Source organism: Streptomyces sp. WAC 01529 (assembly GCF_003945545.1).
GTDB classification, from domain to species: Bacteria; Actinomycetota; Actinomycetes; order Streptomycetales; family Streptomycetaceae; genus Streptomyces; species Streptomyces anatolicus.
In genome coordinates, this window is sequence record NZ_CP029617.1 from 365,050 (window position 1) to 379,118 (window position 14,069).

The 14,069-nt window shown below is 72.9% G+C and carries 12 protein-coding genes and 1 pseudogene; 7 read left to right on the forward strand and 6 right to left on the reverse strand.

Annotated elements, in window-relative coordinates:
- Positions 1–90: 90 nt before the first annotated feature.
- The gene (locus tag DMA15_RS01640; RefSeq protein ID WP_125510876.1) at positions 91–978 is read right to left on the reverse strand and encodes an RNA polymerase sigma-70 factor; all 888 of its coding nucleotides are present in this window, start codon (positions 976–978) and stop codon (positions 91–93) included.
- A gap of 257 nt (positions 979–1,235) precedes the next feature.
- Between DMA15_RS01640 and DMA15_RS01645 the strand changes: the two genes are divergently transcribed.
- The gene (locus DMA15_RS01645) at positions 1,236–2,066 is read left to right on the forward strand and encodes an alpha/beta fold hydrolase (RefSeq protein WP_125510877.1); all 831 of its coding nucleotides are present in this window, start codon (positions 1,236–1,238) and stop codon (positions 2,064–2,066) included.
- 39 nt (positions 2,067–2,105) lie between these two features.
- On the opposite strand, the pseudogene DMA15_RS37230 reads toward DMA15_RS01645, so the two are convergent.
- Positions 2,106–2,951 (reverse strand): annotated as a pseudogene (locus DMA15_RS37230) (EamA family transporter); the annotation flags it as partial.
- 154 nt (positions 2,952–3,105) lie between these two features.
- Here DMA15_RS37230 and DMA15_RS01655 point away from each other — a divergent pair.
- Positions 3,106–4,572 carry a PLP-dependent aminotransferase family protein gene (locus tag DMA15_RS01655; RefSeq protein WP_125517178.1) on the forward strand — a complete coding sequence of 489 codons (1,467 nt, stop codon included), beginning with the start codon at positions 3,106–3,108 and terminating at the stop codon, positions 4,570–4,572.
- On the opposite strand, the gene DMA15_RS01660 is transcribed toward DMA15_RS01655, so the two are convergent.
- Complete coding sequence (locus tag DMA15_RS01660) at positions 4,530–4,940, reverse strand: VOC family protein (protein ID WP_125510879.1); 411 nt, start codon at positions 4,938–4,940, stop codon at positions 4,530–4,532. The two genes, DMA15_RS01655 and DMA15_RS01660, sit on opposite strands and share 43 nt — an antisense overlap.
- Positions 4,941–5,216: 276 nt before the next feature.
- Here DMA15_RS01660 and DMA15_RS01665 point away from each other — a divergent pair, with 276 nt between their 5' ends.
- On the forward strand, positions 5,217–6,797 hold the full coding sequence (locus DMA15_RS01665) for an alkaline phosphatase D family protein (protein ID WP_125510880.1): 1,581 nt from the start codon (positions 5,217–5,219) through the stop codon (positions 6,795–6,797).
- Positions 6,798–6,942: 145 nt separating this feature from the next.
- Complete coding sequence (locus DMA15_RS01670; protein WP_206302616.1) at positions 6,943–8,475, forward strand: GNAT family N-acetyltransferase; 1,533 nt, start codon at positions 6,943–6,945, stop codon at positions 8,473–8,475.
- Here the strand turns inward: DMA15_RS01670 and DMA15_RS01675 are convergent.
- Positions 8,375–9,655, reverse strand: a complete 1,281-nt coding sequence (locus DMA15_RS01675) for a PLP-dependent transferase (RefSeq protein WP_125517182.1) — start codon at positions 9,653–9,655, stop codon at positions 8,375–8,377. The two genes, DMA15_RS01670 and DMA15_RS01675, sit on opposite strands and share 101 nt — an antisense overlap.
- An 84-nt stretch (positions 9,656–9,739) precedes the next feature.
- Here DMA15_RS01675 and DMA15_RS01680 point away from each other — a divergent pair, with 84 nt between their 5' ends.
- Together DMA15_RS01680 and DMA15_RS01685 are read left to right on the forward strand one after the other, a co-directional pair.
- Positions 9,740–10,255 carry an Lrp/AsnC family transcriptional regulator gene (locus tag DMA15_RS01680; protein ID WP_125510881.1) on the forward strand — a complete coding sequence of 172 codons (516 nt, stop codon included), beginning with the start codon at positions 9,740–9,742 and terminating at the stop codon, positions 10,253–10,255.
- Between the two features lie 32 nt (positions 10,256–10,287).
- Positions 10,288–12,003 (forward strand): DUF885 domain-containing protein, encoded by a 1,716-nt coding sequence (locus DMA15_RS01685; protein WP_240659647.1) that lies wholly within the window; start codon positions 10,288–10,290, stop codon positions 12,001–12,003.
- Positions 12,004–12,044: 41 nt separating this feature from the next.
- On the opposite strand, the gene DMA15_RS01690 is transcribed toward DMA15_RS01685, so the two are convergent.
- Positions 12,045–12,890 (reverse strand): SDR family oxidoreductase, encoded by an 846-nt coding sequence (locus DMA15_RS01690; protein ID WP_125510882.1) that lies wholly within the window; start codon positions 12,888–12,890, stop codon positions 12,045–12,047.
- 87 nt (positions 12,891–12,977) lie between these two features.
- On the reverse strand, positions 12,978–13,505 hold the full coding sequence (locus DMA15_RS01695; RefSeq protein WP_125510883.1) for a rhodanese-like domain-containing protein: 528 nt from the start codon (positions 13,503–13,505) through the stop codon (positions 12,978–12,980).
- A gap of 94 nt (positions 13,506–13,599) precedes the next feature.
- On the opposite strand from DMA15_RS01695, the gene DMA15_RS01700 reads away from it, so the two are divergent.
- Complete coding sequence (locus DMA15_RS01700; protein ID WP_125510884.1) at positions 13,600–14,046, forward strand: Lrp/AsnC family transcriptional regulator; 447 nt, start codon at positions 13,600–13,602, stop codon at positions 14,044–14,046.
- The last annotated feature ends 23 nt before the right edge of the window (positions 14,047–14,069 follow it).

Consider the following 14,069-nt stretch of genomic DNA (forward strand, 5'->3'; position numbering starts at 1 on the left):
ACCGAAATTCCGCAGAAAGAAACCCCCACCGGCCGGTGGGGGTTTCTTTCTGCGGAATTGTGCGGTTTCGGCCGTCTTTTCGTCGCGGCGCTACCGCCCGAGGGCCACGAGCTTGTCCGGATTACGGATGATGAAGATGCTCTGGATGCGGCCGTCGACGACGTCGACCTGGAAGACACTGTCGAGCTTGCCGTCCACGAGGATGAGCAGGGACTCCGCTCCGTTGAGTTCGGTGAAGCGGAATTCCATCTCGGCCCCGGCGGCGCCCTTGCCCGCGACGCCGTGCAGGAAGCGGCCCACCTTGTCCGCGGTCTCGATGACACGCAGCGGGGCCTTCGCCTTGCCGCCGCTGTCGCCGACCAGGCGGACGTCCGGGGCGAGCAGCGACATCAGTCCGGCGAGGTCGCCTTCGGCCGCCGCCGCGAGGAACCGCTCGGTCAGATCGCGGCGCTCAGCCGGGTCCACCTCATAGCGGGGGCGGCCCGCCTCGACGTGCTTGCGGGCCCGCCCGGCGAGCTGGCGCACCGCGGCCTCGCTGCGGTCCAGCGTCAGCGCGATCTCGGCGAACGGGAACCCGAACGCCTCCCGCAGCACGAAGACCGCGCGCTCCAGGGGCGAGAGGGATTCGAGGACGACGAGGACCGCCAGGGAGACGGAGTCCGCGAGCACGGCACGCTCGGCGGTGTCGGGGACGGTCGGGCCGTAGTCGGTCACGTAGGGCTCGGGGAGCCACGGACCTACGTACGCCTCGCGCCGGGACTGCACGTGGCGCAGCCGGTCGATGGCGAGGCGGGTGGTGACGCGCACCAAGTAGGCGCGCGGTTCGCGCACTTGGCCGTGGTCGGCGGCGGACCAACGGAGCCAGGCTTCCTGGACGACGTCCTCCGCGTCGGCCACCCGGCCGAGCATGCGGTAGGCGACACCCATCAGGACGGGGCGGTGCTCTTCGAAGAGGTCGGTCACGCTGTCGGTAGCCACCCCTCCATCCCAGCTCACGGGGCATCCGCTGTCCAGAAGGAAACGGTGCGGCGCTCGGCACACCGGCCGCTGCCCCGGCGGCCTCCGGCACGTCCGCGGCAGGTTCCCGGCAGCTCCCCCGGCAAGTTCCCGGCAGGTCCCCGACAAGGACGAGCGGCCTGCCTCTTGAAGTGGGGCCTACCGAGCGGTAATTGTTGCTGACAACGTGTCTAACGCATCTGAGGATCCGTCGTCCGGCGGCGGGGACAGGAGCAGTCATGGCCGCAGAGGTGTCCTTCGGCGTCGCGTCGCCCAGCGGACCGCGCACCGTGAGCATCGCCTACGAACGTCTGGGCGCGGGCGAGCCGTTGCTCCTGCTGCACGGCATAGGCCACCACCGGCAGGCCTGGGACCCCGTCCTTCAGATCCTGGCCGCCGAGCACGACGTGATCGCGGTGGACCTGCCGGGCTTCGGTGAGTCACCCGCGCTGCCGGACGGCCTCGCGTACGGCCTGCCGACGATCGTCCCGGCGCTCGCCGCGATGTGTGACGCCCTGGAGATCGAGCGCCCGCACGTGGCGGGCAACTCCCTGGGCGGGCTGCTCGCCCTCGAGCTGGGCCGCGAGAAGCGCGTGCGCTCCGTCACCGCGCTCTCGCCCGCCGGGTTCTGGACGGCCGCCGAGCGCAGGTACGCGTTCGGCACGCTGCTCGCGATGCGCCGGGGGGCGCGCCTGCTGCCGCCGCCGGTGATCGAGCGGCTGTCCGGCAGCGCGGCCGGGCGCACGGCGCTCACCAGCACCATCTACGCCCGCCCATGGCGCCGCTCACCGGAGGCGGTCGTCGCCGAGACGCTCGCGCTGCGCCATGCCGCGGGCTTCGTCGCGACGCTGACGGCCGGGCGCGACGTCCTCTTCCGTGACGATGTGCCGGATCTGCCGGTCACCGTCGCCTGGGGCACCCGGGACCGGCTCCTCCTGCGCCGCCAGGGGATACGCGCCAAGCACACCATCCCCGGCGCCCGGCTCGTGCGGCTCCCCGGCTGCGGCCACGTCCCGATGAACGACGACCCGGCCCTGGTCGCCCGCGTCATCCTCGACACCTGCCGCTGACGGGCGCCGGCGCAGCACCCCGGACCCCACGGCCACCCCGGCGCCGACGAGGGCGCTGCCGACGGCCTGGGCGGCGCCGTACGTGCCCGTGCCGACCAGGGGCGCGGTGCCCGCCGCGGCGACCGGGATGAGGCCCGAGAAGAGCGTGGCCCGCTCGGCGCCGATGTACTGGAGCCCGGTGTACCAGAGCACGAAGCCGACCACGGTGACGATCACCGCCTGCCACAACAGGGCGGCGCCTTCGGTGAGGTCGGGCACCCGTACGAACTCGCTCCCGTCGATGACGACCCCGACGACACCGAGGACGGCCGACTCGACCGCGGCGAGCGCGCACACGGTCGCCGCGAGCAGCCTGGGTCCGAGCGGACGCACCACGGGTACGGCGAGCACCGCGAAGCCGACCTCCCCGGCGAGCGCGCCGACGGAGAAGAGGAGCCCCAGCGCGTCGGTGCGCCCCCACCCCTGGACGACGAAGGCGCCCGCGGCGACGAACAGCGCCCCCTGGATGACGGTGCGTTGAGGCGTCCGGCGTTCGAGGAGCGGCACAAGGAGGGCGACGACCACGGGGGCGCATCCTACGAAGACGCCCGGTACGGCAGGTTCCGCCGACCGTTCCGCGGCCAGGATGGCCATGTTGAACCCGACCATTCCCACGGCGGCCAGGAGCGCGAGGCGCACCCACTGGAGCCGTGACAGGCGCCGGAGCGCTACGGCTCCGCCCCTTCCCAGCCAGGGCAGAAGGAGCAGGAAGGCCAGTCCGTAGCGGACGAACTGGCCACCGGTGTACGGATAGTCGCCCAGCAGGCTGTTGGCGGTGAAGGAGCCGCCGACGAGGAGGCAGGCGAGGGCCGCGAGCAGCGCCCCGCGTGAGGAGTTCGCGTTCATGCCCCGACGCTAGGAAGCCGGGCGGTCCGCATTAAGGTCCACTTTCGTGGCTGGTTCGGGGACCACTTCCGGTCCGGGGACCACTTCCGGTCCGGGGACCACTTCCGGTTCAGGGAACACTTCCGGTTCAGGGAACACTGCGAAAAAAGGGTGCATCGCTCTGACGTCACGAGGCCTGCAAGCGACCGCCGCCTGGGAACTCCTCCTGCCGGCCGCCTCCGCCCCTGCCCGCAGCCGGGGGCGCGGCCTGCGCTCCGCGCTGCGGGAGGCCGTCAGATCGGGCCGCCTCGCACCCGGCACGCGGCTGCCCTCCAGCCGCGCGCTCGCCGCCGACCTCGGCGTCTCGCGCGGTCTCGTCACCGAGGCGTACGAACAGCTGACGGCCGAGGGCTATCTGCGCAGCGACCGGGGCTCGGGGACCTGGGTGGGCGAGGCGGCACGGGCCGCGGCGCCCCCGGTGCGCGATCGCGCGCCCCGCCCCGGGCACGCGCGCGTGGACTTCCTCCCCGGCGTCCCCGACCTCTCGCTCTTCCCCCGCGCGGCCTGGGCCGCCGCCCACCGCCAGGTCCTCGCCGAGCTGCCGCACCACATGCTGGGCTACCCCGACCCCCGCGGGCTGCCCCACCTGCGTACCGTCCTCGCGAAGCTGCTGGTGCGGCGCCGGGGCGTGGTCGCGGATCCCGAGCGCGTGATCGTCTGCTCCGGAGTGGCGCAGGCGATGACACTGCTGGCGCTCGCGCTGCGTGCGCGGGGGGCGACGGCGGTCGGCGTCGAGTCCCCCGGCAGCCCCGAGCACGAGACGCTGCTCGCCGCCGCGGGGATCACCCCGGTAGGCGTACCGGTGGACGACGAGGGTGTGGTCACAAGTGTGCTGCGGGAGCGGGACGTACGCGCGGTCGTCACCACGCCCGCCCACCAGTTCCCCTCGGGGATCGGCTACTCCGCGAGGCGGCGCACGGAACTCCTGGACTGGGCGCGGTCGGTGGACGGTCTCGTCATCGAGGACGACTACGACGGGGACTTCCGTTACGACCGTGCCCCTGTGGGCGCCTTGCAGGGGCTCGACCCCGAACACGTGGCCTACACCGGGTCGGTGAGCAAGTCGCTCGCCCCGGGGCTTCGTCTGGGGTGGCTGCTGGTGCCGGACGGCCTCGCCGAGGAGGTCGTCGAGCGCAAGCGCGTGATGGACCTGGGCAATCCGGCGCTGGACCAGGCGCTCCTCGCCCGGTTCGTCGAACGGGGCGACTACGACCGGCAGTTGCGCCGCTGCCAGCGCGCCTACCGGGACCGCAGGGACGCCCTGGTCTCGGCGCTGCGCGCGAGCCTGCCGGGTGTGCGGGTGACCGGGATCGCGGCAGGCCTGCACGTCATCGCCCGGCTGCCCGCCCGCTGGGGGCCGCAGGACGTCTTCCTGGAGCGGGCCGCCGCGGCCGGGGTCGCGCTCCGGCCGCTGAGCGACTACGGGACGCCGGCCGGAGCGGGCGTGAGCCTCGTCCTCGGGTACGCCCACCTGACGCCCGCCCGGATCACCGAGGGAGTCCGGCTGCTCGCCGAGGCCGTCCAAGGGGCGCGGGAGGTTCAGGCGTTGGACCACGCGCGCGTGCAGAGCACCAGACGGTAGCCGTCGGGGTCCTCGACCGTGACGCCCCACTCGTTCCAGTAGGGGTTGGGCGACTGGACCCGCTTGCCGCCGTGCTCCTCGAGGCGCGTGACGAGTTCCTCGGGGACCTCGCCGTCCACGTAGACGACGAGCAGGTCCTCCTCGGTGGGGCGCGGCTGGACCGGGGCCGCGGCCTCGTGGACGAGTTCGAGGTGCCAGGAGGCGTCCGGCCACCCGGCCATGAGCAGGTCGTGCTCCCCGGGGGCGTCACCGCCCTCCGCCCGGTACACCACCTTCAGTCCGAGTCCGTCGACCCAGAACCGCTCCGCGGCGGCCAGGTCGCGGGAGGGGCGGGCGATACGGATGTGGCTATGGCCGTTGACAGGCATGGGGGTCCCCCTTCGGTGCGGCACGCCCGGTTGCGTGCCGTGGCCCGAGCCTAAGCAGCCCGTGATCATCCGGCCATCGGTCGTACGTCCTGGTACGTACGGCCCCCGGGGGTCCGTCGGCGGACCTGCGACCTTCGGCCGGGGCCAGGTGGTTCGCGCGCGCCGGTTCCCCCGCGCACGCGGTGAGTTGTTCACTTGTGGTTCGCGTGGTCGCTGTGGCGCGTCCCTGGTCAGGCACCCGCACACTGGTCGCACCCGTCAACTGGAGGCGCATTCATGTCATCACGTCAGCCGAGCCCCGCTCCCCGCCGCCGCAGCGTGCTGCGCGGATCACTCGCCCTGCCGGCAGCGCTCGCCGTGCCCGCCGTGGCCGGGGCGGCGCCCTCGTTCGCCCTGTCCGGACGCCCGAAGGCCGGGTGGGGCGTACAGGCGGGGGACGTGACCGCGCACACGGGGCTCGTCTGGACGCGCTCCGACCGGCCGGCCCGGATGATCGTGGAGACGTCGGCGACGGAGTCGTTCCGCAACGCGCGGCGCTGGCGCGGGCCGCTGCTCGGCCCCGGCACGGACTTCACGGGGACGACGAGGCTGCGCGGGCTGCCCGCGGGCGAACAGATCCACTACCGGGTCCTGCTCGCCGACCCCGACGACCCCCGGCGCACCGGCGAACCGGTCACCGGCACGTTCCGTACGACGCCGAAGAGCCGCAAGGAAGGGGTGCGCTTCCTGTGGTCGGGGGATATCGCGGGCCAGGGCTGGGGCATCAACCCCGACCGCGGCGGCTTCCGTGTCTTCGAGGAGATGCGCCGCCGCGACCCCGACTTCTTCCTGTGCAGCGGTGACAACATCTACGCCGACGGGCCGATCCTGCCGAGCGTCACCCTGCCCGACGGCTCGGTGTGGCGGAACATCACGACGGAGGAGAAGTCCAAGGTCGCCGAGTCCCTGGCGGAGTTCCGCGGCGCCTTCCGCTACAACCTGCTCGATGAGAACGTACGGCGGTTCAACGCCCAGGTGCCGTCCCTCGTCCAGTGGGACGACCACGAGGTGCGCAACAACTGGTACCCGGGGCAGATCCTGGACGACGCCCGCTACACGGAGAAGAACGTCGACGTCCTGGCAGGGCGCTCCTTGCGGGCGTTCAGCGAGTACTACCCGCTCTCGACGCAGCGGCCGGGTGACGAGGACGGGCGGGTCTACCGGGTGCTGCGGCACGGGCCGCTCCTGGACGTGTTCGTCCTGGACATGCGGTCGTACCGGAACGCCAATTCCCCGAACAGACAGACCGAGGACGCCACCGGCATCCTCGGCGCCCGTCAGCTGGCGTGGCTGAAGCGTGAGCTGTCGCGTTCACGGGCGGTGTGGAAGGTGATCGCTTCGGACATGCCGCTGGGTCTCGTCGTGCCCGACGGCAGGGTGAACTTCGAGGCCGTGGCCCAGGGCGACCCCGGCGCCCCGCTCGGCCGCGAACTCCAGATCGCCGACCTCCTGCGGCACATCAAGCACCGCAAGATCACCGGCACGCTGTGGCTGACGGCAGACGTGCACTACACCTCGGCGCAGCACTACGACCCCTCGCGTGCCGCGTTCAAGGACTTCGCGCCGTTCTGGGAGTTCGTGTCCGGGCCGCTGGCCGCCGGCGGTTTCCCGGCGACGAAGCTCGACGCGACGTTCGGCCCCGAGCAGAAGTTCATCAAGGCCCCGACCCGCGCGAACACCTCCCCGGCCGAGACCCCGCAGTACTTCGGCGAGGTCGACATCGACGGGGGCAGCGGCGACCTCACCGTACGTCTGCGGCAGGAGGGCGGCGGCGTCCTGTTCACGCAGGTCCTGCGGCCGGGCCGGGTGGGGCAGTAGCCAGGCCGGGTGGCGCACGCAACCGGGGGCCGGGTGGCGACGGCAGGAGCAGGCAGGAAAGGGCGCGAAACGGACAGATGACCTCTTAACCCATCAGTCACAAGGCGTTCGTGATCACGCAACACCGGTCCCCCACAGTGTCCGTATGAGAGCTGAGATGCCTGACGTGACACGGACCAAGCACGGCCGCCCGGTTCACCACTGGCGGCGCGATGTGGTCGAGCTGGCCGCCCTGTTCACCGCCGTCGCGGTGGCGGACGCCGTGGCGAACATGATCGGCCACGGCCCCGACGGGCCCGCCCTGCTCGCGATCTCGGCCGTGGTGCTGCTCGCCACGGCCGGGTTCCACCTCTGGTGGGCGCGGCGCCACGACCATGCCCCGCCGCGCGCGCACGATACCGGCGCCCGGCCGCCCGCCGTCGCGGAGCAGGCCGGGCCCACCGCTTCCGGTTCCTCCGCCGAACACCCCGCCGAGCACCCCGCCGGCCCGTCCGGAGCGACGTCCGGGGCGACGACACTGTGGCGGATGCGTACGACCGTACGAGACGAGCCGGGCTCGCTGGCGGCGCTGTGCGTGGCCCTCGCCGAACAGCGGGTGGACATCCTGAGCCTCCAGGCGCACCCGCTGGCCGAGGGCACGGTCGACGAGTTCCTGCTGCGCGCCCCCGAAGGGCTGTCCGCCGCCGAGATCACCCGGTCGGTCTCCCGGGCGGGCGGCACCGGAACGTGGATCGAGCGCGCCGACGCCCACGACCTGGTGGACGCCCCCACCCGCATCCTGGGCCTGGCCACCCGCACCGCCCTCGACGCCGCCGAACTGCCGCTCGCGCTGCGCCAGCTGCTGGGCCGCTGCACGATCCGGTCGCTGCCCGCCGGGGCGCGGGCGGTGGGGCGCCGGGACGAGGCGGCGCCCGGTCAGCCGGTCCCCGTCGACGGCGTACTCGAAGGGACCGTGCTGCACCTGAAGGGCCCGGAGGGCGAGGTGATCAGCGTGGAGCGGCCGTACCTGCCGTTCACGCCCACGGAGTTCGCCCGCGCGCGTGCCCTGGTGGAACTCGACACCCGGCTCGGCCCGCGCGTCCCGCGCACCCAGGACGTGCTGACGCTGCCCGAGGGCAACTCCATCACTCTGCGCCGGGCCGACACCTCCGACGTCGAGGCCGCCAAGGCCATGCACGACCGCTGCTCGCGGCGCACCCTCGACATGCGCTACCACGGCCCGGTCCGGGACGCCGACCGTTACCTCAACCACCTGCTCAGCCCGCGGTTCGGCCGCACCCTCGCGGTGCGGACCGTCTCCGGCCGGATCGTCGGCATCGGCCATCTGCTCTGGGACGGCGACGAGACCGAGATCGCACTGCTCGTCGAGGACGAGTGGCAGCGGCGCGGCATCGGCGGCCAACTGCTCGACCGGCTCGTGGCGATGGCGGTCGAGGCGGGCTGCGGGAGCGTGTACGCGGTGACGCAGGCGTCCAACACGGGCATGGTCGCCGCGATGCGCGGGCTCGGTCTGCCGCTCGACTACCAGATCGAGGAGGGCACGCTGGTGATCACGGCCCGCCTCGACGCGCCGGCCGTCACTTCGCCATCGCCGTACGACCGTGAGCGGGACGCTCGTACGCAGGAAGGCAGTGAGCGGGACGGCCGTGTGGAGCGGCACCAGCGGGCGGCCCGCTGACCGGCCCGAGCGCGCAATCCAGATCGCGCCACAGGTCCTCCACGTCCTCCAGGCCGCACGACATGCGCAGCAGCCGGTCGCTCACCCCGGAGGAGTGCCGGTCCGCCGCGTCCACCACGCGGTGACTGATGGACGCCGGATGCTGGATGAGCGAGTCGACGCTGCCGAGGCTCACCGCCGGGGTGATCAGCCGCACTCCGGCGATCACCTCGTGCGGGTCGCCGCGCACCTCGAAGGCGACCATGGCGCCGCCGATCCGCGGGTAGTGGACGCGGGCCACGCGCGGGTCGTCGGCGAGGCGGCGCGCCAGCTCCGCCGCGTTCGCCGACGCCGCCCGCACCCGGACGGGCAGCGTGGCGAGGCCGCGCAGCAGCAGATACCCGGCGAGCGGATGCAGCACCCCGCCGGTGGCGAACCGCACCTGCCGCAGCTGCCTCGCGAACTCCTCGTCGCACGCGACCACTCCCCCGAGGACGTCGCCGTGACCGCCCAGGTACTTCGTGGCGCTGTGCAGCACCAGACGTGCCCCGCTCGCCGCGGGCCGCTGGAGTACGGGCGTCGCGAAGGTGTTGTCGGCGAGCAGCGGCACCTCGCCGCAGGCGTGGGCCACGGCGGCCAGGTCGAGTTCGGCGAGGGTGGGGTTGGCCGGTGACTCGACCATCACCAGGCCGGTGTCGGGGCGGATGGCGGCCGCGATGCCGGCCGGGTCCGCCCAGGTCACCTCGGTGCCGAGCAGGCCCGCGTGGAGCAGGTGGTCGCTACAGCCGTACAGCGGGCGCACGGCCACGACATGGCGCAGGCCCGCGGCGCCGCGTACGAGAAGCACCGCGGTCAGGGCCGCCATGCCGCTCGCGAACGCGACCGCGCTCTCGGTGCCTTCGAGCCGGGCGAGCGCGGTCTCGAAGCGGGCGACGGTCGGGTTGCCGAGCCGGGCGTAGACGGGCGGCCCGTCGTCGAGGGTCCCGTCGGCGGCGAAGGCGTCGATGCGGGCGGCCTCGGCGCGGCTGTCGTGGGAGGGGTACGTCGTGGAGAGGTCGATCGGCGGGGCGTGCAGGCCAAGACCGGCCAGATCGTCCCGCCCGGCGTGCACGGCCTCGGTGGCCAGGGCGCGCGGCACGGTGACCGCGTGCGCCCCTGTCCCGTCCGCCCCTCGCGAGCTGTCGAGCGGCACCTCGTGCATGGCTGTGTGCGTGTTCGCATCCATGCCCCATAGGCTGAACATTCGCCGGGGGTCGAGCGCCATATGCCGTGTTACGTTCGCCCTATGGCCGACTCCGTCGCACTGGATCCGGTGGACCTCCACATTCTGCGCCTGCTGCAGAACGACGCCCGGACCACCTACCGCGACCTGGCGGCGCAGGTCGGCGTCGCTCCCTCCACCTGCCTTGACCGGGTGACGCGGCTGCGGCGCTCGGGGGTGATTCTCGGACACCAGCTGCGGCTCGACCCGGCGAGGCTCGGCCGTGGACTCCAGGCCCTGCTCTCGGTGCAGGTCCGGCCGCACCGCCGGGACCTCGTGGGGCCCTTCGTGGAACGGATCCGGGCGCTGCCCGAGTCGTTGTCCCTGTTCCACCTCACGGGCCCCGACGACTTCCTGGTGCATGTGGCGGTGGCCGGTCCCGCGGATCTGCAGCGGCTCGTCCTCGACGAGTTCACGGCCCGGCGCGAAGTGGCGCGCGTGGAGACGAGGTTGATCTTCCAGCAGTGGGAGTGCGGTCCGCTGCTGCCGCCCGAGCCCGTCGCCGACGGGGGACGCGAAACCGCCGCCGAATCTTGGTGACGCGCGCCCTCTCCGCGTACGAGGATGTCCGCATGTCAGCCACGATGAACCCGCATCCGAACACCGGACCCCTCCCCCGCGAGGTCGCCGACACCTACGTCGACGAACTCATCGCCCTCGACCCCATCATCGGCACCTATCTCGGTGTGAAGGAGAGCCACGGCAAGCTCCCCGACACCTCGCCCGCGGGCCAGGACGCCCTCGCCCGGCTGGCGCGCACGACCCTGGTCCGGCTCGACGAGGCGGAGGCCCGGCCGGGCGCCGACAGGGAGATCGAGCGCCGCTGCGGCCGACTGCTGCGGGAGCGCCTCACCGCCGAACTCGCCGTGCACGACACGGGGGAGAAGCTGCGCTGGGTCGGCAATCTGCACACGGTCCCGCACGAGGTACGCGAGATCTTCACCGTGACGCCGATGGAGACCGAGGAGGACTGGGCGGCGATCACCGAACGGCTGCGGGCCGTGCCGGCCGCGTACGAGGGCTACCGCGCCTCCCTCGAACTGGGCCTTGAACGCAAGCTGTTCGCGCCGCCGCGCCCCACCGCCACGTTCATCGGGCAGCTCACCGAGTGGGCGGGCGAGGAGCCCGGCGCCGGTGGCCGCGGCTGGTTCGAGGAGTTCGCCGCCGCGGGCCCGGAGGCGCTCCGCGCCGACCTGGACGACGCGGCGCGGGCGGCCACCGCCTCCGTGGTGGCGCTGCGCGACTGGATGCGGGACGTGTACGCGCCCGCGATCGAGGGCTCCCCCGACACCGTGGGCCGCGAGCGCTACGCCCTGCTGTCCCGCTACTTCAACGGCACCGACCTGGATCTCGACGAGGCGTACGCGTACGGCTGGTCAGAGTTCCACCGGCTGCTCGCGGAGATGCGGGCCGAGGCCGAGAAGATCCTGCCGGGCGCGGCCACGCCGTGGGTGGCGCTCGCCCACCTCGACGAGCACGGCACACACATCGAGGGCGTGGAGGAGGTGCGGGTCTGGCTGCAGGAGCTGATGGACGAGGCGATCGAGGCGCTGGACGGCACCCACTTCGAACTCGCCGAGCGGGTACGGAAGGTGGAGTCGCACATCGCCCCGCCCGGCGGCGCCGCGGCCCCTTACTACACGGGCCCCTCCGAGGACTTCTCCCGCCCCGGCCGCACCTGGCTGCCGACGATGGGTGAGACCCGCTTCCCCGTCTACGACCTGGTCTCCACCTGGTACCACGAGGGTGTGCCCGGCCACCACCTCCAGCTGGCCCAGTGGGCCCACGTCGCCGAGGACCTCTCCCGCTACCAGGCGACCGTCGGCATCGTCAGCGCCAACGCGGAGGGCTGGGCGCTCTACGCGGAGCGGCTCATGGACGAGCTGGGGTTCCTCACCGACGCGGAGCGCAGGCTCGGCTATCTGGACGCCCAGATGATGCGCGCGCTGCGGGTCATCGTCGACATCGGCATGCACCTGGAGCTGGAGATCCCGGCGGACTCGCCCTTCCACCCGGGTGAGCGCTGGACGCCGGACCTGGCGCAGGAGTTCTTCGACGCGCACTGCAGTCGTCCGACGGAGTACGTCGCGAGCGAGATGACCCGCTACCTCACGATCCCCGGCCAGGCGATCGGCTACAAGCTGGGCGAGCGGGCCTGGCTGCTGGGCCGCGAGAACGCGCGTCGCCGCCACGGGGACGCGTTCGACGCCAAGGCGTGGCACATGGCAGCACTGTCCCAGGGCTCGCTGGGCCTGGACGACCTGGTGGACGAGTTGTCCAAGCTGTGACGGGACGGGCGGCGGGGCCGGACGCCCGGCCCCGCCGCCCGTCAGCGGCGGAAGCCGCCCTCGGAGTCGATGACCTGGCCGGTGATCCAGGCCGCCTCGTCGGTGGCGAGCCAGGCGATGAGCCGGGCCGGGTCGTCGGGCATCCCCCAGCGGCCCGCCGGGAACCGGGCCTCGATCTGCGCGTACGCCTCGCCGGTGAGGTAATCGGTGTCCACGGGGCCCGGGTTGACGCAGTTCACGGTGGTGGCGAGGTCGGCGAGGCCGGTCGCGAGCGAACGGGTCACCGAGGCGAGCGCGCCCTTCTGGAGGCCGTACGCGATCTCTCCCGGCATGCCGCCCGCGATGTCCTGCCCCGAGGTCATCATCACGACGCGCCCGCCGGGAGCCCGGGACGCCGTCCGGGCGCGCAGCCGTGCGTACGCCTGGACGAGAAGGATCACGGAGCGGGTGTCGACCGCCCAGTGCGCGTCGAGCATGGCGGCGTCCACGGCGTCGAGGGAGCCGTCGCTGCCGCTCAGCGCGTGGTTGGCGACGAGGATGTCGACCCGCCCGCCGAGGGCGTCGGCCGCCGCGTCGATCAGCTCGGCCGGAGCGGAGGGTTCCGAAAGATCTCCGGGCCCCGCGCAGACCGTCGCGTCCGGGTCGCCGAGCGCCTGGCGCACTCCTTCGACGACGTCCTGCGGCCGGTCGGCGCCCCAGGGCATGGCGGCGTCGTGGGGGACGTGGTGGTGCAGGTACACCCCGGCTCCATGGGCGGCGAGCCGACGCGCCACCGCGTACCCGATGCCTCCGCGGCGACTGGCGCCGGTGACGAGAGCGGTACGGCCGCGCAACGGAAGCGGATCGCGGCGGAGTTCGGCGGGCGAGGGAGAAGGCAGGTGTGGCATGGCAGTTCATGATGGGCGCCGGGGCCGCGACGCGCACGGGGTTTTCGCGGAGCGGGGTGCTCACCGGGGCGCCCGCGCCCGTGGCCCTCAGCAGCCGCAGTCGTCCGCGTCGACGGGAGCCGTGAGCGCGTCCGGGGCGCGCTGTTCCTCGCCCTCCCAAGTCTCGAACGCGAAGCCCTCCCGCGCCCAGTACTCGAAGCCGCCCAGCATCTCCTTGACCTGGAAGCCCAGCTGGGCGAGGGCGAGGGCCGCACGGGTCGCGCCGTTGCAGCCGGGGCCCCAGCAGTACGTCACCACCGGCACCGACCTGTCGAGCAGTGCCTCGGCCTGCTCCGGGATGAGCGCGGTGGGCAGGTGGATCGCGCCCGGAATGTGCCCTTGGTCCCAGGACGCGGTGGAGCGGGTGTCGATCACGACGAAGCCGGGGTCGCCGTCGGCGGCCAGCGCGGACGCCACGTCGGAGACGTCGGCGTGGAAGGCGAGGCTCGCACCGAAGTACGCGGCGGCCGCGGCCGGGGAGGCGGGCGGGATGCGCAGAACTGAATTCACGGCGGTGTCGACCGAGGTGGAGGAGGCGGGGGAAGCGGCACTGAGCTGCACGTTCGTGGTGTTCATGGCAGAAAATCTACGGCTGCGGACGGGAAGTCTGAAGCGGCGATCCCCGGCGTCCCTCTTGATCAGCCGAGGATTTCCCTGTTACCTCTCGGGGATGACCGGTTATTCCACGGACGCCACCGACTGGCGCATCCTCGACGTCCTCCAGCGTGAGGGCCGCGCCAGCTACGCCGAACTGGCGCGCGCCGTCTCGATGTCCGCGAGCGCCGTCACCGAGCGCGTGCGGCGCCTGGAGGAGGCGGGCGTCATCCAGGGCTACGCGGCCGTGGTCGACCCGGAGCGGCTGGGTCTGCCCATTCTGGCGTTCGTACGTCTGCGCTATCCGACCGGCAACTACAAGCCGTTCCACGATCTGGTGGAGGCGACGCCGGAGATCCTGGAGGCCCATCACGTCACGGGCGACGACTGTTTCGTCATCAAGGTCGCCGCGCGGTCGATGAACCACCTCGAAGAGGTCTCGGGCCGGATCGGCGCGCTGGGGTCGGTGACGACGAGCGTCGTCTACTCCTCGCCCCTGCCGAGGCGGCCCCTGGGACGCTGAGGGCGCCTGCCCTCACCGAAGGG